The 20094-nt window shown below is 71.8% G+C and carries 17 protein-coding genes; 9 read left to right on the forward strand and 8 right to left on the reverse strand.

What is annotated here, in order from left to right:
- Positions 1-18 precede the first annotated feature (18 nt).
- The 5 genes from ACZ597_RS19525 to hemE form a co-directional block, all read right to left on the reverse strand.
- Positions 19-1515 (reverse strand): serine hydrolase domain-containing protein, encoded by a 1497-nt coding sequence (locus ACZ597_RS19525; protein WP_471331519.1) that lies wholly within the window; start codon positions 1513-1515, stop codon positions 19-21.
- Between the two features lie 11 nt (positions 1516-1526).
- Positions 1527-2633, reverse strand: a complete 1107-nt coding sequence (locus ACZ597_RS19530; protein ID WP_471331522.1) for an HTTM domain-containing protein — start codon at positions 2631-2633, stop codon at positions 1527-1529.
- Entirely contained in the window at positions 2630-3277 is a 648-nt protein-coding gene (locus ACZ597_RS19535) for a DUF5819 family protein (RefSeq protein ID WP_471331525.1), read from the reverse strand. The genes ACZ597_RS19530 and ACZ597_RS19535 overlap by 4 nt, the downstream gene beginning before the upstream one ends.
- Before the next feature lie 143 nt (positions 3278-3420).
- Entirely contained in the window at positions 3421-3771 is a 351-nt protein-coding gene (locus ACZ597_RS19540) for a hypothetical protein (protein ID WP_471331528.1), read from the reverse strand.
- 240 nt (positions 3772-4011) lie between these two features.
- Entirely contained in the window at positions 4012-5076 is a 1065-nt protein-coding gene (gene hemE, locus ACZ597_RS19545; RefSeq protein ID WP_471331531.1) for a uroporphyrinogen decarboxylase, read from the reverse strand.
- Between the two features lie 91 nt (positions 5077-5167).
- Between hemE and ACZ597_RS19550 the strand changes: the two genes are divergently transcribed.
- The 5 genes from ACZ597_RS19550 to ACZ597_RS19570 all read left to right on the forward strand — a co-directional run bounded on the left by ACZ597_RS19550 (position 5168) and on the right by ACZ597_RS19570 (position 11759).
- Positions 5168-5824: a DUF3000 domain-containing protein gene (locus ACZ597_RS19550; protein WP_471331533.1), complete on the forward strand. Its 657-nt coding sequence runs from the start codon at positions 5168-5170 to the stop codon at positions 5822-5824.
- A 287-nt stretch (positions 5825-6111) separates the two neighbouring features.
- On the forward strand, positions 6112-6774 hold the full coding sequence (locus ACZ597_RS19555; RefSeq protein WP_007267191.1) for a helix-turn-helix transcriptional regulator: 663 nt from the start codon (positions 6112-6114) through the stop codon (positions 6772-6774).
- Positions 6775-6899: 125 nt separating this feature from the next.
- The gene (locus tag ACZ597_RS19560) at positions 6900-8186 is read left to right on the forward strand and encodes an HRDC domain-containing protein (RefSeq protein ID WP_471331535.1); all 1287 of its coding nucleotides are present in this window, start codon (positions 6900-6902) and stop codon (positions 8184-8186) included.
- 211 nt (positions 8187-8397) lie between these two features.
- Entirely contained in the window at positions 8398-9624 is a 1227-nt protein-coding gene (locus ACZ597_RS19565; protein ID WP_030719775.1) for a thiolase family protein, read from the forward strand.
- A complete protein-coding gene (locus tag ACZ597_RS19570; RefSeq protein WP_471331539.1) occupies positions 9621-11759 on the forward strand; it encodes a 3-hydroxyacyl-CoA dehydrogenase NAD-binding domain-containing protein in 2139 nt (712 codons plus the stop codon). Before ACZ597_RS19565 ends, ACZ597_RS19570 begins: the two co-directional genes overlap by 4 nt.
- A gap of 68 nt (positions 11760-11827) precedes the next feature.
- On the opposite strand, the gene ACZ597_RS19575 is transcribed toward ACZ597_RS19570, so the two are convergent.
- Together ACZ597_RS19575 and ACZ597_RS19580 are read right to left on the reverse strand one after the other, a co-directional pair.
- Positions 11828-13567: a polysialyltransferase family glycosyltransferase gene (locus ACZ597_RS19575; protein ID WP_471331541.1), complete on the reverse strand. Its 1740-nt coding sequence runs from the start codon at positions 13565-13567 to the stop codon at positions 11828-11830.
- Entirely contained in the window at positions 13564-14538 is a 975-nt protein-coding gene (locus ACZ597_RS19580) for a glycosyltransferase family 2 protein (protein ID WP_471331544.1), read from the reverse strand. Before ACZ597_RS19580 ends, ACZ597_RS19575 begins: the two co-directional genes overlap by 4 nt.
- A 276-nt stretch (positions 14539-14814) precedes the next feature.
- Here ACZ597_RS19580 and ACZ597_RS19585 point away from each other — a divergent pair, with 276 nt between their 5' ends.
- From ACZ597_RS19585 to ACZ597_RS19600, 4 genes are read left to right on the forward strand one after another with little or no spacing between them, the layout of a single operon-like run.
- On the forward strand, positions 14815-16092 hold the full coding sequence (locus tag ACZ597_RS19585) for a DUF6716 putative glycosyltransferase (protein WP_471331547.1): 1278 nt from the start codon (positions 14815-14817) through the stop codon (positions 16090-16092).
- Between the two features lie 37 nt (positions 16093-16129).
- Positions 16130-16888 (forward strand): acylneuraminate cytidylyltransferase family protein, encoded by a 759-nt coding sequence (locus ACZ597_RS19590; RefSeq protein WP_471331549.1) that lies wholly within the window; start codon positions 16130-16132, stop codon positions 16886-16888.
- A gap of 6 nt (positions 16889-16894) precedes the next feature.
- Entirely contained in the window at positions 16895-17812 is a 918-nt protein-coding gene (locus tag ACZ597_RS19595) for an N-acetylneuraminate synthase family protein (protein ID WP_471331552.1), read from the forward strand.
- A complete protein-coding gene (locus ACZ597_RS19600; RefSeq protein ID WP_471331555.1) occupies positions 17809-18873 on the forward strand; it encodes a hypothetical protein in 1065 nt (354 codons plus the stop codon). The genes ACZ597_RS19595 and ACZ597_RS19600 overlap by 4 nt, the downstream gene beginning before the upstream one ends.
- On the opposite strand, the gene ACZ597_RS19605 is transcribed toward ACZ597_RS19600, so the two are convergent.
- The gene (locus tag ACZ597_RS19605) at positions 18847-19974 is read right to left on the reverse strand and encodes a PLL family lectin (RefSeq protein WP_471331558.1); all 1128 of its coding nucleotides are present in this window, start codon (positions 19972-19974) and stop codon (positions 18847-18849) included. The genes ACZ597_RS19600 and ACZ597_RS19605 overlap by 27 nt on opposite strands.
- Positions 19975-20094: the final 120 nt, after the last annotated feature.

Raw genomic sequence — 20094 nt, forward strand, 5'->3', positions numbered from 1 at the left:
CTTCCTTCGGCGGTCGGCTCACAGGAGGGCGGTGAGCAGGAGGATCAGCGATCCCGTCCACAGGGCGACGGTCCGCGCCGGCGCTCCGGCGGGGGCCGGGAGGGGTGGCCCGTCCGGGGTGCGGGGGCCCGTTCCCGCGACGGCGAGGAGGAACACGCCGAGCAGTGCTCCGGCGCCCACGGCCCACAGTTCGGGCGGGACGTCCAGCCAGCTGCCCCGTCGCCGGGTGACCGCGAGCGCCGCGGCCCCGAAGAGGGCGTGGACGCAGAACAGGGCGGTCCTGCGGCGGCGGCCCGCCCCGGCGGGCGGGCGCAGCCAGGCCACCAGCAGCGGGACGGGGGCGCCGAGGGCCGCGAGGGCGGTGAAGAGGAGGGGGGCCGGACCGGCGGCCCGGTGGGCCGGGGGCGGCAGGCCGAGGAGGCGTTCGCCGATGGCGTCGACGGGACGGTCGGTGTTGCCGAGGACGACGACGCCGCGTTCGGCCGCGCGGTCGAAGGCCATGTACGAGGTGAAGCCGCCGGTGGCCCCGTTCTGCCAGGTGATCTCCCGGCCCCCGAGGGGACTGGTGAACCAGCCCAGGCCGGTGCGGCCGCCCCGTTCGGCTTCGTGCGAGGGGAGGGCGGCGCGTGCTCCGGGCGCCGTCCCCGCGATGACGGCGCGGAGGAAGACGCCCAGGTCCCCGCTGGTCGTCCAGATGTCGCCGGCCGGGGTGTAGCCGGAGGAGAACCAGTGGTCGGCCGGGGGGCCGGTGGCCTGGCCGCCTTCGGCCGTGCGGGGCGGCAGGGGGCCTCCGGCCGCCATGACGCGCGAGTCGCGCATGCCCAGCGGCCCGAACAGCCGGGTCGTGAGGAGCTCGGGGAAGGGGCGGCCTGCACGGTGCGCCGCCGCGTGGCCGGCGAGCGCCATCCCGAGGTTCGAGTAGCGGTACGTGCCGGGGGTGCCCGCGGAGGCCGCCTCGGCCGCGGTCAGGACGTCGTCCTCGCCGAGACCGCGGTAGGGGTCCTCGCCGAGCAGCATCAGCCGCAGGTTGCGGCCGGCCATGCCGAGGTCGTCGGGCATCTTGTCGAGGCCCGCCCGGTGGGTGGCCAGGTCCGTGAGGGTGGCCCGGCCGATCAGCGGGTCGGAGAAGCGGCGCTCGGGGAGCAGCTGTTCCAGCGGGGTGCCGAGGTCGAGGAGCCCCTGGTCCTCCAGGTCGGCGAGGAGCATGCCGGTCATGGGCTTCCCGATGCTGCCCGCCTCGAACACCGTCGTGGCGTCGACGGCCGGGTGCGCCGGGTCGCCCGAGTCGCCGAGGCCGGCGAGGGTGAGACGCCCCTTGTCGACGAGGGCTACGGCGAGGCCCCGGTGGCCGGGTCCGTCCCCGGCCGCCTCGCGCACGCGCGCGGCGAGGGCCGCGTCGCCGGTGGTCGCGCTGCCCAGCCGGGCCGGAGCGGGGGCGGTGAGGGCCCCCGCTCCGGCGCAGACGGCGAGCAGCAGGGTGAGCCCGAGGGCCCGGGTGGTCCTGCGTCGCGGCATCCGGGCGCTCCTCAGGACGGGACGAGGACGGAGTCCGGCGCGGCCGGGGGCGGCGCCTTCTCCCCGGCCCCGGGGGCCGTGCCCGCGTCCGTGTCCGCGGAGCCGGGCCGGTCGGCGTCGGCCGTGCCGGGTTCCGCCTTCCGCGGGCCGTCGAGGCTCCGGACGGCCCGGGCCAGCCGCCGGTAGTGACCGTCGCCCATGATCAGCAGCTCCAGGGCCACGATGGTGAGGGAGAAGTTGACGAGTCCGGCCATGTGGACGGCGATCCCCAGGTGCATGAGGACGCCGCCGACCACGGCGAAGACCCGCCACTTCCTGTTCAGCAGGAGGAAGGTGAAGGCCAGCTGGAAGAAGACCGTCGCGTAGGTGATGGCGACGACCAGCGTGGCGCTCTCGTAGATGAAGCGGTTGACTCCGGGCCAGCCGAATTCATTGGCGCGCAGGACGTAGTAGAGCGCCGTGCCGTTCTGCCATTTGTGGCCCTGCACCTTGTACATGCCCGAGACGAGGTAGACGGTGCAGACCTGGAGAACGGCTGCCAGGACTCCGGCGTTGTGCAGCAGGGAACCGACGCGGAACAGGAACGGATTCGACGCCGCGGTCTTCTCGGCCTTCCGCCGACGGGCGTCGAGGGAAAATCGCGCACCCGAGTCGATGAACACGAAGAAGACCAGCACGATGACCGTGACGTTGTCGCCGCCGTCGAGCAGTACCGGATTGCGCTGGTGGAGCGACCACAGGAACACGTAGTGGAGGACGTTCACGGCGCGGGTTTTCCAGCCGAGCATGAAGAGAAGTGCGCACACCATGCCGAGATGGAAAACGATTTCGAACCAGGTGTCCGACCTGCTCACCGAGTACAGGGAAAATCCCTGCTGCCCGTCGGGCGCCGTGAAGTTCTGCCACGGCCACGTACCGTCGGGACCCCAGAGGAGCGCACGCTGCGCATAGTCCCGCGCGTAGAGGTAGAACCCGAGCCCGCCGATGATGATGCGCGCCAGCGCGGAGCCGATCAGGGCGTGCCGGTTCAGGCTCAGCCGGTCGAGGGTGGCGTAAAAGCTCGTCCGGAAATTCCGGACGGTGGAGCGCGCTCCTGCGCGCACGACACCAGAATTCATGGGGAGACCTTAAGCGGCTGCATCCAGGGGACGTCGTAGTAGGACACTTCGCCCTTGTTGGTGCGGACCGCGCGCTGCGAGAAACGGGGGAACTTGTTCACCACGATGCGGACCTGGACCGCGCTGACGCCGTCGCCCCACAGGGCCCTCGCGTCACTGCTCGCGACGGCTCGCGCGTACAGCAGGGCGCTGTCGCGGGCGGCCAGCTCGCCGGGGACGAGCGGGGGGTCAAGGGGCTGCGCCTCCGCGCTCACGTCGGCGTTCTTCGGCATGGCCGGGTTCTTCTCGAGCCGGATCGCGTCGAGGTCCTGGTCGTGCCAGGATTCGAGGCGCTGGCGCACTCCGGGCGCCAGCCTGTCGACGCGGGAGGGCCAGAAGCGCTGGCTCTGCACCTTGTCGATGTGCGGTGTGGTCACGTCGGCCCACTGCGTGGTCTCCACGGAGCCGTCGGGCCGCTTCACCTGGGCGCGGACCAGGTAGCCGGAGTCCTCGGACACCGGCTCCGGGGCGAACAGGTGCCAGTCCTGCTGGAAATAGGGCGCCATGTAGGCGCGGATCTCGTCGTCGTGCTTTTCACGGACCGGGTTGAAAGGCGTGTGGTGCAGTGCCGTCATGGAGAAGTGGAAGAACACTGCTCCCGCCACGAGTACACCTATGAGGGACAGAGCGGCACGCTGGCCGCCGCTCATGTCCATGAGAGTCCGATGCCCGGATTCTTCCGTCACTGTTTCGTTTTCGTCTTCCCCGTACGGTGGGCGCGGCAGAGCCGCGCCCACCGGCCTTTCAGCTACTTGTCGAAGGAGCTGGAGAGGTCGATCCCGCTCTGGACGTCGACACCCACGTCACCCCGTCGGAAGGCGGCGCCTTCTCGCTTCGGAATGCAGCCCGAGGCCTTGACGTAGTCGTATGCCGCCTGACCCGCGGCCGATCCGGCGGCCTTCTTGAGGAAGGACCCCCAGGCACCCATGGGCGCGGCGTTGACGTCCCGCAGCTTGTCCGGCTGGGTGCCGGCCTCTGCGAAGGTGACGGCCGTGGTCTCGGCCGGCTTGGAAACGGTGTCGGCCGATGCCGACGTCGCGCAGGCGACGCCGATGGTCAGGCCGGCGACACCGATTGCGAGTGCGTGAAGCTTACGCACGATAACCCCCATGAAATTTTTCTTTCGATGTCCGTCACCAATGGCGCGAACTCGTTGATCATACACAGGGATTTCAGGCCATGATCACCAAGTGGTGCGCGCCATGGCGTAGGCCCTAATTCATGAATCAATCATTCCGTTTTTACTTCGCAATTAAAGGAAAAGACCCCGGAAAACGCGACGCGCCGCAGGACGGTGTCCTGCGGCGCGTCGGGGGCCGCCCTGGCGGGCGGCGGGTGCTCAGCCGGCCGTCCGGGTGTGGACGTAGTCCACCAGGCGGGTCAGCGCGTCCGGGTCGGTCGTCGGCAGGACGCCGTGGCCGAGGTTGAAGACGTGGCCCTCCAGACCGGCGGCGGCCGCCAGGACCTCGTCCGTCTTGGCCTGGACGGCCTCCGGGGTGGAGAAGAGGACGGCCGGGTCCAGGTTGCCCTGGAGCGCCTTGCCCGGACCCACGCGCCGGACGGCCTCGTCCAGCGAGACCCGGTAGTCGACGCCCATGACGTCCGCGCCGGCCTCGCCCATCAGGCCGAGCAGCTCGCCCGTGCCCACGCCGAAGTGGATGCGCGGGACGCCGTACGAGGCGACGGACTCCAGGACCTTCGCGGAGGCCGGCATGACCGAGCGGCGGTAGTCCGCCGGGGCCAGGGCGCCGACCCAGGAGTCGAACAGCTGGACGGCCGAGGCCCCGGCCTCGATCTGGACCTTCAGGAAGGCGGAGGTGATCTCGGCGAGGCGGTCGAGCAGCTCGGCCCACAGCTCCGGGTCCCCGTACATCAGGGCCTTGGTGTGCTCGTGGTTCTTGGAGGGGCCGCCCTCGACGAGGTAGCTCGCGAGGGTGAACGGCGCACCGGCGAAGCCGATCAACGGCGTGCCGCCCAGTTCACCCGTGAGCATGCCGATCGCCTCGGTGACGTACGGGACGTCCTCCGGGGTGAGGTCGCGCAGCTGTGCGAGGTCCTCGCGGCGGCGGATCGGCTGGGCGACGACCGGGCCGATGCCCGGCTTGATGTCCAGGTCGACGCCGATGGCCTTCAGCGGGACGACGATGTCGGAGAAGAAGATCGCCGCGTCCACGTTGTGGCGCCGCACGGGCTGCATGGTGATCTCGGTGACCAGGTCGGGGCGCATGCAGGACTCCAGCATGGCCGTGCCCTCGCGCACCTTGCGGTACTCGGGGAGTGAGCGGCCGGCCTGCCTCATGAACCACACCGGCGTGTGCGGTACCGGCTCCCGCCGGCACGCCTTCAGGAAGGCGGAATCGTACGTCTGGCTCGGCGGGCCCTGGGGGCGGTCGTTGGCGCTCACGACCCGAATCTTCGCACGTATGAAGAAGTGCCCGGCCCGGCGCGGGTGTCCCTGCGCCGTACGGGCGCTCGTTCCGCCTAGTCTTCCCGGCATGGCTGCGGCTCAGGGACGATTTTCAGATGGCGCCGAGGGTACGGACAGCGCGAAGGAGAGTTCGGTCCCGCTCCCGTTCCGGCGGGCGGTCGACGGCTTGCGCAAGGCGCGGCTGCGGCCCGGGATCGAGATCGAGCCGACGAAGCCGCCCCAGCGGCTGGCGCCGTACGCCTACGCGCTGGAGGCTGCGGTCGTGGACGGGGAGGACGACCTGGCAGACGGCCGGCTCATCCTGCTCCACGATCCGGCCGGGCACGACGCCTGGCAGGGCACCTTCCGGCTGGTGACGCTGGTACGGGCGGAGCTGGAGCCGGAGATGGCTGCGGACCCGCTGCTGGCCGAGGTGTGCTGGTCCTGGCTGACGGGGGCGCTGGAGGCGCGCGGGCTGGGGTACGGCGAGGCGAGCGGCACCGTGACGATGGCGGCCTCGCACTACTTCGGCGGGCTCGCGGAGCGGCGTCCGGCGACCCAGATCGAGATCAGGGCCTCGTGGACGCCGCGCGAGGGGGCGGGCGGGGTGCCGGACACGACCGCGCACCTGGCGGCCTGGTGCGAGCTGCTGTGCCAGATCGCGGGGCTGCCGCCGGTGGGGCCGACGGACAACGCCACGGGCGTGGTGTCCCTGCCACAGCGGCGCGGTCCGCACCACCCGTAGCCGGGCGGCCCGAGGGGGCCGTACGGCCCCGCCCGGCTCCTCCGTACCCACCGGTGTCGACCGGTCGTTGTCGTAACGGTGCGTCAGAAGGGCGCGCGCCGGGCGACCTTCCGATCATCCCTTGATCGATCGTGCGTCCGAATTGCCCGAATTGTTACTCACCAAATCGTGATCATTCCCTAAAGCCGGGTGGGTGACGTGCCGAAGGAGTCAGTGACCATCCGCACGGTGCGAACCGGCTTCCTTCCCCGAGCCGGCCCGTCCCGCCACTCCCCCAGGAGGCCTAGGTGTCCGTTCTTCTCGAGCAGCCCGCAAGCCTGGTCGCCTACCGCCCGAACAAGCCGACGGCCATGGTCGTCGTGGCCGACCCGCGCGTCCGTTCCACGGTGACCCGCCATCTGTGGGCCCTCGGAGTCCGTGACGTGATCGAGGCGTCGTCCATCGCGGAGGCCCGCCCCCGCGTCGGCAGCCCGCGCGACATCTGCGTGGCCGACGTACACCTGCCCGACGGCTCCGGTCTCACCCTGCTCTCCGAGACCCGCGCCGCGGGCTGGCCGAACGGCCTGGCCCTGTCCGCCGCCGATGACATCGGTGCCGTGCGCAACGCCCTCGCGGGCGGGGTGAAGGGCTACGTCGTCACGGGTACGCGGACCAACATCGGGCTCCCCACCCGGCCCGGCGCCGCCCCCATCGGCGCCGCCGCCGCCCGTATGCACCGCCGCCCCCCGGGTGCCCCGAGCCACCCGGGCGGCTACCGAGAGCTCTCCGGCCGCGAGGTCGAGGTCCTGCGCCTCGTCGCGGAGGGCCAGTCCAACAAGGCCATCGGCGTCTCGATGGGCCTGTCCGCCCTGACCGTCAAGTCCCACCTCGCCCGGATCGCCCGCAAGCTGGGCACCGGCGACCGGGCCGGGATGGTCGCCGTCGCGCTGCGGACGGGGATCATCCACTGATCCGTCCCGGGGCTCCCGGGCGAACCGCCCCGAGACCCCGGGAACCGGCCGCCGCCCTCCCCCTCGCGCCCGTCGACGGAACGTTCCGGCGACGGGCGCGTCACATACACGGATACCCTTTACCGGTGACCGACGCCCAAGAGACCGCAGCGCACCTGCGCACCACCACCGGGGGCGGCCCCCCGGACGCCGAGGTTCCGTCCGATGGGCAGCCGACGCCGATCCCCTTGCTGGAGCCCCGTGAGGGCATCCCGCCGGTCGTCGCCGACGCCGACGCCCTCGCCCGGGTCGTCGCGGCCTTCGCCGCCGGCACCGGACCCGTGGCCGTCGACGCCGAGCGCGCCTCCGGCTACCGCTACGGCCAGCGCGCCTACCTGGTGCAGCTGCGCCGCGAGGGCGCGGGTTCCGCGCTCATCGACCCGGTGGGCTGCCCGGACCTCTCCGCGCTGGGCGAGGCGCTCTCCGGGACCGAATGGATCCTGCACGCCGCCACCCAGGACCTGCCGTGCCTGCGTGAAATAGGCATGGTGCCCACCTCGCTCTTCGACACCGAGCTGGCCGGCCGCCTGGCGGGCTTCCCCCGGGTCGGACTCGGCGCGATGGTCGAGGGCGTGCTCGGCTACGCCCTGGAGAAGGGGCACTCCGCCGTCGACTGGTCCACCCGCCCGCTCCCCGAGCCCTGGCTGCGCTACGCCGCTCTCGACGTGGAGCTGCTGGTGGACCTGCGGGACGCGCTGGAGAAGGAGCTGGACCGGCAGGGCAAGCTGGAGTGGGCCCGGCAGGAGTTCGACGCCATCGCCTCGGCCCCGCCCGCCCCGCCCCGCAAGGACCCGTGGCGCCGCACCTCCGGCATGCACAAGGTGCGCCGCCGCCGGCAGATGGCGGTCGTCCGGGAGCTGTGGGAGTCCCGCGACCGCATCGCGCAGCGCCGTGACGTCTCCCCCGGCAAGGTGCTGGGCGACGCCGCGATCGTGGAGGCGGCCCTCGCGCTCCCCGCGAACGTGCACGCCCTGTCGTCCCTGCCCGGGTACGGGCAGCGGATGGGCCGGCGCCAGCTGGACCAGTGGATGGCCGCCGTGGACCGGGCGAAGGCCCTGCCCGAGAACGAGCTGCCGCAGCCGGGGGCGTCCCCGTCCGGCCCGCCCCCGCCGCGTTCCTGGGCGGACAAGGACCCGGCCGCCGCGGCCCGGCTGTCGGCGGCCCGCACGTCCGTCTCCGCGCTGGCCGAGCGGCTGAACCTGCCGCAGGAGAACCTGATCACTCCGGACACCGTGCGCCGGCTGTGCTGGGAGCCCCCGAAGCGGCTGGAGGCCGCCACGGTGGCCGAGGCCCTGGCGGGCTACGGCGCCCGCCCCTGGCAGATCGAGCAGGTGACCCCGGCCCTGGTCACGGCCCTGGCCGCGACCGCCTGAGCCCGACCCGACGAAAGCCCCCGGTCCCCGGCCGGGGGCTTTCGCGCTGCCCGCGCCCCCTCGCGGGAGTGTGACCTTCGCCGCTCCTCGGGGAGGGGGTGTGCACATTGGTTACCCGCAAGTAGCATGGGCCGGGTGAGCGGGCGCTCAGCCATACCGGCCGGGCCGCCCCCGCGCAGCAGCGCCATCCCGTACCTGGAGGAGAGCCAACGTGCCTCGTACCGTCAGGGACGTCGTCTTCGTCGACGGCGTCCGCACCCCGTTCGGCAAGGCGGGCCCGAAGGGCATCTACCACGAGACCCGCGCCGACGACCTCGTCGTGAAGGCGATCCGGGAGCTGCTGCGCCGCAACCCGGACCTGGACCCCAAGAAGATCGACGAGGTCGCCATCGCCGCGACCACGCAGATCGGCGACCAGGGCCTGACGCTGGGCCGCACGGCCGGCATCCTCGCGGGCCTCCCGCAGTCCGTCCCGGGCTACTCCATCGACCGCATGTGCGCCGGCGCGCTGACCGCCGTGACCGCCGTCGCGGGCGGTGTGGCCTTCGGTGCGTACGACGTCGCCCTCGCCGGCGGTGTCGAGCACATGGGCCGCCACCCCATGGGCGAAGGCGTGGACCCGAACCCGCGCTTCGTCTCCGAGAAGCTGGTCGACGAGTCCGCCCTGTTCATGGGCATGACCGCCGAGAACCTGCACGACCGGTACCCGACGATCACCAAGCTCCGCGCCGACGAGTACGCCGTGCGCTCGCAGGAGAAGGCCGCCAAGGCCTACGCCGACGGCAAGATCCAGCAGGACCTGGTCCCGATCTCGGTGCGCAACACCAACGAGGCGGCCGGTGAGACGGGCTGGGGCCTGGTCACCACCGACGAGCCGATGCGCCCGGGCACCACGCTGGAGAACCTGGCCGGCCTGAAGACCCCGTTCCGCGTGCACGGCAACGTGACCGCGGGCAACGCCGCCGGTCTCAACGACGGTGCCACCGCCGCGATCATCGCGTCCGAGGACTTCGCCCGGGAGAACAACCTCCCGGTCAAGATGCGCCTCGTCTCCTACTCCTTCGCGGGTGTCGAGCCGGAGGTCATGGGCTACGGCCCGATCCCGGCCACCGAGAAGGCCCTGGCCCAGGCCGGCCTGACGATCGACGACATCGGTCTCTTCGAGGTCAACGAGGCCTTCGCGGTCCAGGTCCTCGCGTTCCTGGAGCACTACGGCATCGCCGACGACGACGCCCGCGTGAACCAGTACGGCGGCGCCATCGCCTTCGGTCACCCGCTGGCCTCCTCCGGCGTGCGTCTGATGACGCAGCTGGCCCGCCAGTTCGAGGAGCAGCCGCACGTCCGCTACGGCCTGACCACCATGTGCGTCGGCTTCGGCATGGGCGCCACGGTCATCTGGGAGAACCCGAACTTCAACGCCGAGGGAGACTCCAAGTGAGCACCACCGCTGAGCTCCTGAAGGGCGCGGCCGAGCTGTTCCCGGACGAGGTCGTCACGTCCGCGCACGTCCGTCACCTGGACCTGCCGTTCGGCGCCGGGCGCTTCGCGCTCATCACGCTGGACAACGGCTTCGACCACACCAAGCCGACCACCTTCGGCCCGCAGTCCCTCGCCAACCTGAACGCGGCGATCGACCAGGTCGAGCAGGAGGCCACCGCCGGCACCATCGTCGGCGCGGGCATCACCGGCAAGCCGTTCATCTTCGCGGTCGGCGCCGACCTCAAGGGCGTCGAGCTGCTGAAGAAGCACGACGAGGCGCTCGCCATCGGCAAGGGCGGCCACGACGTCTTCAAGCGCCTCTCCGCGCTGGCCGTCCCCACCTTCGCGTACTACAACGGTGCGGCGATGGGCGGCGGCGTCGAGGTCGGGCTGCACTGCTCGTACCGCACCGTCTCGAAGGCCATCCCGGCCTTCTCCCTGCCCGAGGTCTTCCTCGGCCTGGTTCCGGGCTGGGGCGGCTGCGCCATCCTCCCGAACCTGATCGGCGCGGAGCGCGCGGTCTCGGTCATCATCGAGAACTCGCTCAACCAGAACCGCCAGCTCAAGGGCAAGCAGGTCTTCGAGCTCGGCATCGCCGACGCGATCTTCGAGGGCGCCGACTTCCTGGAGCAGTCGCTCCTGTGGACCGCGAACGTCCTGAACGGCACCACCGAGGTCGTCCGCGACGAGATCGACCGCGGCGAGGCCTGGGACGCGGCCGTCGCCAAGGGCCGCTCCATCGCGGACTCCAAGGTGCACGGCGCCGCTCCGGCCGCCTACCGCGCGCTGGACATCATCGCCGCCGCCAAGTCGGGCGACCTGCAGGCCGGCTTCGACGCCGAGGACACGGCCCTGGCCGACCTCATCATGGGCGGCGAGCTGCGCTCGGGCATCTACGCCTTCAACCTGGTCCAGAAGCGCGCCAAGCGCCCGGCCGGTGCCCCGGACAAGTCCCTGGCCCGTCCGGTCACCAAGGTCGGCGTCGTCGGCGCGGGCCTGATGGCCTCGCAGCTGGCGCTGCTCTTCCTGCGCCGCCTGGAGGTGCCGGTGGTCCTCACCGACATCGACCAGGAGCGCGTGGACAAGGGCGTGGGCTACGTCCACGCCGAGATCCAGAAGCTGCTCGGCAAGGGCCGCATCAACCAGGACAAGGCCAACCGCCTGACCGCCCTGGTGACGGGTGTCCTGGACAAGGCCGAGGGCTTCGCGGACGCGGACTTCATCATCGAGGCCGTGTTCGAGGAGATGTCCGTCAAGCAGAAGGTGTTCGCGGAGGTCGAGGCGGTCGCCCCGGCGCACGCGATCCTCGCCACCAACACCTCCTCCCTGTCGGTGTCGGAGATGGCCTCGAAGCTCCGGCACCCGGAGCGCGTGGTCGGCTTCCACTTCTTCAACCCGGTCGCGATCCTCCCGCTGCTGGAGATCGTCCGCGGTGAGCAGACGGACGACGCCTCGCTGGCCACGGCCTTCGGTGTCGCCAAGAAGCTGAAGAAGACCGCGGTCCTGACGAAGGACGCCCCGGCGTTCGTCGTGAACCGCATCCTGACCCGCTTCATGGGCGAGATCCAGAACGTCATCGACGAGGGCACCCCGGTCGTCACGGCGGAGAAGGCCATCGAGCCGCTCGGCCTGCCGATGTCCCCGCTGGTGCTGCTGGAGCTCGTGGGTCCGGCGATCGGTCTGCACGTCTCCGAGACGCTGAACCGTTCCTTCCCGGAGCGCTTCACCGTCTCCCCGAACCTCGCTGCGGTCGTCAAGGCGGGCAAGCGCGGCTTCTACGTCTACTCCGCCGAGAACGGCTTCAAGCCGGAGCTGGACCCCGAGGTCGCCGCCCTCCTGGTGCAGGGCGACTCCGTCCTGACCGAGGAGCAGGTCCGCGACCGCGTCCTGGACGCGGTGGCGCAGGAGATCGGCCTGATGCTGGAGGAGGGTGTCGTGGCCGAGGCCCAGGACATCGACCTCTGCCTCATCACCGGTGCGGGCTGGCCCTTCCACCTGGGCGGCATCACCCCGTACCTGGACCGTGAGGGCGTCTCGGAGCGGGTGAACGGCAAGAAGTTCCTCGCCCCGGGTGTCGCCAGCGTCCCGGCGTAACACCGCGGGCAGTTCGCGAATCGGCCCGTCCGCACCTGGTGCGGACGGGCCGATTCGCGTACGTGCTCCTACCTGCGGCCGAGCCGGCCGGTCCTGACCAGGCGCTGGGCGGCGGGCGAGTCCGGGTTGATGCCGAGCGCCCGCCGCGCCGCCGGCAGGCGCAGGTCGTCGCCGCGCTTGCCGAGCTTGGCGGCCGTCTCCGCGATCCGCAGCCACACCAGGGCGCGCCCGCTGTCGGCGGAGATCTCGACGGCCCGCTCGATCCGCCGCCGGGCCTGGTCGGTCTCCTTGCGGCGGATGTGGGCCTGGGCCATGCCGATGAGCAGGTCGAGGTTCTCCTGTTCGGCGAGGAGCCGCGAGCCGACCTCCAGGACGCCCCGGTCGTCCTTGGCCTCCACGAGGGAGGCGAAGCCGCTCATCGAGACGTCGGTGAAGGGCACCTCGTCGGGCTCGCCGCGCTCCCCGGTGCTGCGCAGGGTCCAGCCGAGACCGCGGCGCCACTTCCAGGTGCGCGGGCCGGGCAGTTCCAGGCGGGTGCGGGTGCGCTCGTTGAAGTGCATGGACAGCTCGGGCCGGCCCTCCCACTGGTCGACGGCCGCGGCGATGTACGCCTCGGCGACCGGGCGCAGGAAGTCGAACCGCTTGGGCTGCATGCAGTAGCCGACGGCCTGGACGTACGGGGTGACCTCGGTCCGGATGTGTTCCACGTCCAGGATCCGGTCGGCCGGGGCGGCCGTCGGCTCCTCCAGGTCGGGGACCAGGGCGTGGGTGAGGGTGGCCGGGATCCGGTTGCTGTTGGCGTACGGCCGCATGCGCCGGACGACCTCCAGCGCGCCGATCTGGGCGACGGGGATCCCGTACAGGGCCCGGGCGGTGAACAGGCCGGTGGAGAAGCAGCCGATCACCCGGCCGGGGCGCAGGTGCTCGAAGACGGTCTCGGCGAGGACCGGGACGTCCAGCACGAGGAAGGGGACGCCGGCCTCGCGGGCCGCTTCGGCGACGGCGTCGGAGAGGCTGGAGGGGGCGCTGGGGTGCGGTTTGAAGACGACGGAGGTGTGGCCGAGCCGCACCGCGTGCTCGAACATGCGCCGGTGCAGGTCCTCTTCCTCGTCTTCGGTGAGGATGCCGAGGGGCGAGAGGTACTGGCCGAGGAGCAGTGCGCTCGCCGGGCCGCTCTCTGCGAGCTGCCGCGGGATCACCCGGTCGAGGATCGGGCGGCACTCCTCGGTGAGCTCCGCCATCAGTTTGAGGACGGCGCCGGTGTGCACGGGCTGTGAGGGGATCCCGTGCTCGGTGAGGAGCATGGGCAGCAGGGTGGGGATGAGGTCGAGGTAGAGGACCTGGCCGATCCGGCCGTGTACGGGGCGGGGCAGGTCGTTGCGGGTGGGGCCGTAGCTCATGACGCCGTCGGCGTACACGGCGAGGGTGGCGTCCGAGAAGATCTTGCAGAGCGTCTGGGCCGGCTTGACCTGGATCGACTCGACGACGAGCTCCAGGGGTCCGGGCCGGATGGCCATCTTCTCCCCCATGACGGTGCGCCAGAGGGGGGCGTCCTCGTCACGGGGTGCCCACAGCGCCGGGTGGAAGGGGTAGATGAGGTCGTTCCAGTAGACGACCCGGTGGAAGCGCGCGAGGACGGCGGCGGCACCGGGCATGTGGTGCAGCGGGGTGGCGACTTCGGGGATGTCGACGTTGTTGCAGACGAGCAGGATGCGCTCGCGGTCGTCCTGGCCGAGCTGCCCGGCGTCGATGGCGGCGGCCACCGTCATGGCGCCGTAGAGGGTGGAGGCGGCGAATATCCGGGTCATCGGGCGGCGGCGCCCTGGTGCTGCGACATGAGTTCCCTGAGCTTGGTCACGCGTGCGGAGTCCATTCCCGCCAGGGTTCCTTCGAGGATGTCCTGGGGGAGGTCGAAGAGGATCTGCGCGCCGCGTTCGCGCAGCAGGTCCCGGGTGAGTTCCTCGTACTGGTCCTCGCGGCCCAGATGAATGACGATGAGCGCGCACAGGGTCCGCATGGCCTTGAACGAGAGTTCATATCCGCGCGGGTGGCGGGCGAGCTCGTCGAAAATCATGCGGAAGGCCGGAAGGAAGTCCAGCTGCCGCTCGTCGGGGACCTTGGTGAGGGAAGTGGAGACGTCGCGGCGGTAGAAGACGCCGTGGAGGTCGACCACTCCGAAGGAGCGCATCCGCAGGTGCAGCTTGTAGAACCAGGGACGGTCCTCGGCGGTGCGCAGGCTCTCGTCGAAGAACAGCGCGTCGGCCTCCCGCAGGCGCTCCCGGTCGTAGATGCCGGCCCAGGACTGCGGGTAGTCCATGAAGGTGGAGGCGTCGACGGGGCCGATGTAGTCGGCCGGATCCAGCGGAAGGGCCCTCGGCGCGAGCGGCGCCATGACGACCTTCCGTTTTCTGCCGTAGACGCGGACGTGGCCGGTGCGCAGGAAATCCACGCCGGACTGGCTCATCCAGCCGACGAGTTGCGCGAGATATCCGGGTGCGTACCAGTCATCGCCGTCGAGGAAGGTGAAGAAGCGGCCGCGGGCGGCGGCGAGGCCGATGTTGCGCGTCGCCGATATCCCGAGGTTCCGCTCGTTGCGGATCAGCACGGCACCGGGAATCCCCGGCACCATCTCCCGCAGGATCTCTGACGTGCCGTCGACGGAGCCGTCGTCGACGACGATGAACTCGAAATCCTCCCGGGCATTGAGCGCCAAGGACTTGAGCGCCGTCCGACAGAACTCCCGGACGTCACACATCGCGACGATTACCGAAAGGGTCACCACCGGAAGCACTCACCTTCTCCCCATTGCCCACACACATCCGCCGAAGCCCCGCGGACGGACCGGACATCATGATAGAAGCGCCCGGAGAGGCACCCGGATCCTCCGGGTGTGACGTACAACTCCCCGGGCCGCCGAAGCCTTTTCGTGACACGTAAGGCTCAGGTGAGCATGTAGGGTCTATGGGGCCCGGCGGCAGTCCCGCCCCTCGCCCGCGGCCGGCCGCGGGCAAGCCGACGGCAGTTGGGCTCCGCCGACCGACCCGGGAATCACCAAGTGCGCATCCACGTGCTCGCAGACTCCGACACCCGCTGGAAATGGGGCGCGGGCCTGGCGGTGGGCCTGGCACCGGGCAGCGAGGTGCATGCCCACATGCTGCGCGGCCGCAGCACCCCGACGGCGCGCCAGCTGGCCGAGGTCGGCATCACCCCCGCCTCGACCACCGAGGCCACGCTCGCCGATTTCGCGGCGGCGCCGGAACTCGACGGAGCGGATCTGATCATCCTGGGCACGGTCGGCGGAGCCACCCACGCGGCCCTGCACGCGCTCGCCCGCCGGTTCGCCGGGGCGCCGCGGCGGCCGGTCCTGATGACGGGTTACGTGGGCGTCGTCTACGAGAAGATGACCGACGGGCTCCTGCTGCGGGCCGGCGCCGACATCGTCCTCGCCAACAGCCCCTTCGACCGGCGCCGTTTCACCGAGGTGTACGAGCCCCTGGGAATTCCCGCTTCCTGCATAGTCCAGACGGCGCTCCCGTTCCTCGACCAAAGGCCCTACGACGCGAGCCGCACGCACGCCACGCACCCCTATACGGTGTGCTTCGCCGTACAGCCGTCGGTGCCCGCCGACCGGAACGGCCGCCTTTACATGCTGCGCCGTGCGATATCCCACGCGCGGCTGCGGCCTGGGCGCGACGTACTGATCAAACTCCGCAGCAAGCCCGGTGAGGCGACCACGCATGTGGAGGCCTTCCACTACCAGGTGCTCGCGGAACAGCTGGAAGAGCCGCTGCCGCCCAATCTGCATTTCGTCTACGGAAACATGTCGGACACCCTCGACCGCACCGACCTGCTGGTGACGGTCAGTTCCACGGCCGCGCTCGAATCGATGCACCGGGGAATGCCGACCGCGATCCTCAGTGATCTCGGAGTTCGCGAAGTCCACGGGAACCACTATTTCACCGGTTCCGGCTGCGTCACCGACTGGACCGCGATCGACGAGGGCGACGCCCCGCTCGCGGACGAATTCTGGACCGCCGACCAGGGAATCCGCGCGGTGAATCCGTACGGGGAACTGCGCCACCGGATCGACCAGTTGCGCGGCACCCCGCTGCCGCCGATATCCCCGTACTACACGGCCGACAGCGCCCCCGAATACGTGGGCGCGCTGCTGCGCCGCCGGGGCCTGAACCCGGACGGCTCCCCCGGCGCGGCCGCCGCCGCCCGCCGCCCGGGCGGCCCGATGCGGCGCACCTCCCGCCGCGTGCTGAAGGTCGCCTACCAGTTCGGGGTCCAGCGCGTGGCCCCGAAGATCCAGCAGTGGGGCGGCGTGTGACCGCCCCCGAAGTCCCGGCACCCCAGGGGGAAGCCTCGTGAACGTCACCGCCGTCATACCCGCCCGGGGCGGCTCCAAGGGCATCCCCGGCAAGAACACCGCCGAGGTCGGCGGGGTCCCGCTCGTCGCCCGCGCGGTCCTCGCCTGCCGGGGCGCCGCCCACGTGTCCCGGGTCGTGGTCTCCACCGACGACGCGGCGATCGCCCGCGCCGCACGCGGGGCCGGCGCCGAGGTCGTCGACCGCCCGGCGGAACTGGGCTCCGACCGGGCCTCCAGCGAGTCCGCGCTGCTGCACGCGCTGGACGTGCTGGAGGAACGTCACGGCGAGCCCGTGGACGTGCTCGTCTTCGTCCAGTGCACCAGCCCCTTCACCACCCCGGAGGAGGTGGAGGAGACCGTGCTGGCCGTGGTCCGCGACGGCGCCGACTCCGCCTTCACCGCCGTGCCCTTCCACGGCTTCCTCTGGGGCACCGGGCCCGCCGGCGCGGAGCCCGGCCACCAGGCGCACGGCGTCAACCACGACAGCTCCGTACGCCTGCGCCGCCAGGACCGCACCCCCGAGTACCTGGAGTCGGGCGCCGTCTACGCCATGCGCGCCGACGGCTTCCGCCGGCACGGCCACCGCTTCTTCGGCCGGACCCAGCTCGTCCCCACGGCCCCCGAGCGGGCCATCGAGATCGACGAGCCCGGCGACCTCGACCGGGCGCGTGCCCTGGCCCCCCTCCTCGACCCCCAGCAGACCCCGGCGGCCCCGTCGTCGCCGGACCCCTCGCAGTACCCCGGAAAGGAACTCTGAACAGTGGTGCACAGCAGCCGAATCCGCCGGATCGGGAACAAGGAGGTCGGCCCCGGCCGACCCACCTATGTGATCGGTGAGATCGGGATCAACCACAACGGTGAGCTCGCCAACGCCCTCGCGCTGATCGACGCGGCCGCCGACGCGGGCTGTGACGCGGTGAAGTTCCAGAAGCGCACCCCCGAGATATGCACCCCCCGCGACCAGTGGGACATCGAACGGGACACCCCCTGGGGCCGGATGACGTACATCGACTACCGCCACCGCGTGGAGTTCGGCGAGGACGAGTACCGGGCCATCGGCGAGCACTGCGCGAAGCGCGGCATCGACTGGTTCGCCTCCCCGTGGGACACCGAGGCGGTGACCTTCCTGGAGAAGTTCGGCGTCCCGGCCCACAAGGTGGCCTCCGCCTCCCTGACCGACGACGAGCTCCTGCTCGCCCTGCGCGCCACCGGCAAGACGGTCATCCTGTCCACCGGGATGTCCACCCCGCAGCAGATCCGGCACGCGGTGGAGGTGCTGGGCAGCGCGAACGTCGTCCTGCTGCACGCGACCTCCACGTACCCGGCGAAGGCCGAGGAGCTCAACCTGCGCGTCATCAACACGCTCCAGGAGGAGTACCCCAACGTCCCGATCGGCTACTCCGGCCACGAGACGGGCCTCCAGACCACCGTGGCCGCCGTCGCCCTCGGCGCGTGCGCCGTGGAGCGGCACATCACCCTCGACCGCGCCATGTGGGGCTCCGACCAGGCCGCCTCCGTCGAGCCGGGGGGCCTGGCCCGCCTGGTCCGCGACATCCGCACCATCGAGACCGCCCTCGGCGACGGCGTGAAGCGCGTCTACGCCTCCGAGCTCGGCCCCATGAAGAAGCTCCGCCGCGTCCAGGGCACCCTCCCCGCCGAGGGCGTGACGGCCTCGGCATGAGCGACACCCTCGCCCTGGTGGAGAGCCCGGCTCAACTACTGAACGTCCTGGAGTGGGCCCACGTCCACCCGGGCGAGGCAGCGTCCCTCACCATCGCCGTCCTCCAGCCGGTGGACCCGCGTTCCCGCGCGCAGGTCCGCCGGCTGTGCCGGTTCGCCTCCCAGTCCAAGGTGGTCTGGCGGCGCTACGAGGTCCGCGCGGGCTATCTGGGGCGGGCCGGGGAGCTGGTCCGCCTCGGCCGCGCGGTCGCGGCCGCCCGGCGCCTGGTGATCGGCGACCTGTTCTCCCGTACGATCCAGCTGCTGCTGCCCCGCTCCAAGGCCCGCGAGGTCGTCGTCGTGGACGACGGCACGGCCACCACCGAGCTGGTCAGCCTGCTGACGTACGGCGGGCAGCTGACCCGCTGGCACCAGGGCGAGCTCAAGCCCTCCGCCAAGGGCGGCCCGGTCAACCGCTGGCTGGCCCGGGAGGAGCTGGAGCGCGCCGTCTTCTTCACCTGCATGCCGGTCGCCGCGCCGCCCGGCACCGAGGTGCGGCCCAACGACTACGCCTGGAGCCGGGCCACGTTCGGTCCGGTGCGGGTGCGGTCCGGGGCCGACCTGGCGGGCAGCTCGCTGGTGGAGACCGGGGTCGTCGACGAGGACCGGTACATCGACGCGGTCGGCTGGATCGCCCGCCACCGGGCCGCCGGCCGCTACTTCGCGCACCGCAGGGAGAGCGGGCCCAAACTGGAGCGGATCGCCGGGCTCACCGGCATGGAGATCGTCCACCCCGAGCTGCCGCTCGAACTGACCGCCCTCACCGAGCCCATCGGCCAGTCCCTGCTGACCTTCGCGTCGACCATCGCCTACACCCTGCCCATCGTGCTGGGCGGCTCGCCCGTGCGGGTGGAGCTGTGCGACATCGACGACACCTGGATCACCCCGGACACCGCCGAACGGTCGGTGGACTTCCTCCGGCGGATATCGGCGCTGGCGGTGGACCGGCACAACCTGACGAGGATCCCGCCGCAGGGCCGGCGGCGCCCCGAGCCGTCAGAGGCGCTGCCAGCGGCCCAGTGACAGGCCGGAGTTGTCCTTCTGCCTGCTGACCAGCAGTTCGCCCCGGGCGCTGACGCAGGCGATGACGACCAGGCCCCGGGCGTCGACGGCGAGCGCCGGGGAACCGAGGCACTCCTCGCCGATCTCGGTCCACCAGAGCCCCGCCGCCTCGTGTTCCGTGGGGTACGCGGCGAGGGCGGTGCGCCCGTTCACTCCCCGGTGGGCCAGCACCGTGCAGTCGTAGCCGTCGACCAGGGCGCGGACCGCCGCGACCGCGCCGACCGCCGGTCCGCCGCCGAGCGCCAGCACCCCGGCGCCCTCCCGGCAGGCGAACACCCCGCTGCCGTCGGCCGCGTGCCAGAAGTGGGTGACCCGGCCCGGGGCCGTCTCCAGCGTGCGCACCGAGCCGTCCTGCGCGAGGTACGGGACGTCCCCGGCCCGCCCCATGGGGCCGCCGGGCGTGCCCTGGGCCCACCGGGAGAGGCCCTTCTCGCCGGGCGCGGCCAGCCAGATCCGGCCGTCGCGGGCCGAGTCGGCCGCGAGGCCCTCGAAGGCCTTGCTGCCCCGCAGGTCCTCCCATGGCTGCCAGTCGCCCTTCCCGTCCTGGCGCCTGACGTGGACTCCGCGGCCCGCGTTGCGGACGAAGACGTGGGGTGCGCCCCGGGCGTCCACCGCCACGGCCGGCGGGCCGCCTCGGTGCGACATCTCCGGCCGCTGGTAGAGGGTCCCCAGGGACTCCCAGGGGCCCATCGGGCGGCCGCTCTGGTACTGCACCGCGTGGTGGTAGGTGACCGTCTCGGCGTCGCCGCTCCTGGTACGGCGCCGGCCCGCGAAGTGGGCGTACCCGTCGGGACCCTGGCCCACGGCGAGGTCGGTCAGCCCGTCGGCGGGGAGGAGGTCGGGGCCGCTCCACGCGGGGCCGCCCGGGGCGCTCTCGGTCCAGCGGAGCAGACCGTCCTCGGCGTGCGCGTAGGCGGTGAGCCGGCCGTCCTTGCCGGTGAGGAGCCAACGGCCCGTCAGGGGGCCCAGTGCCACGGTGTTCCAGTCGCCCGCGGGGGCCCGGACGGCTCCGGAGGGCTGCTCGGGAGATCTGTTCGAACCGCGCCGGGATCGCGTCGCCATGAAACCGCAGCAACCCTTCCGCTTCGCCGTTCGAACAGAATCAGGATACCCCGGGGCTCCCGGGCGGCCTCCTGCGTCTATGTTGTAGCCCGCGAGATCCCCCCGAGATCCCCACCGGAT

The sequence above is a fragment of the Streptomyces sp. NPDC040718 genome, from assembly GCF_055593565.1.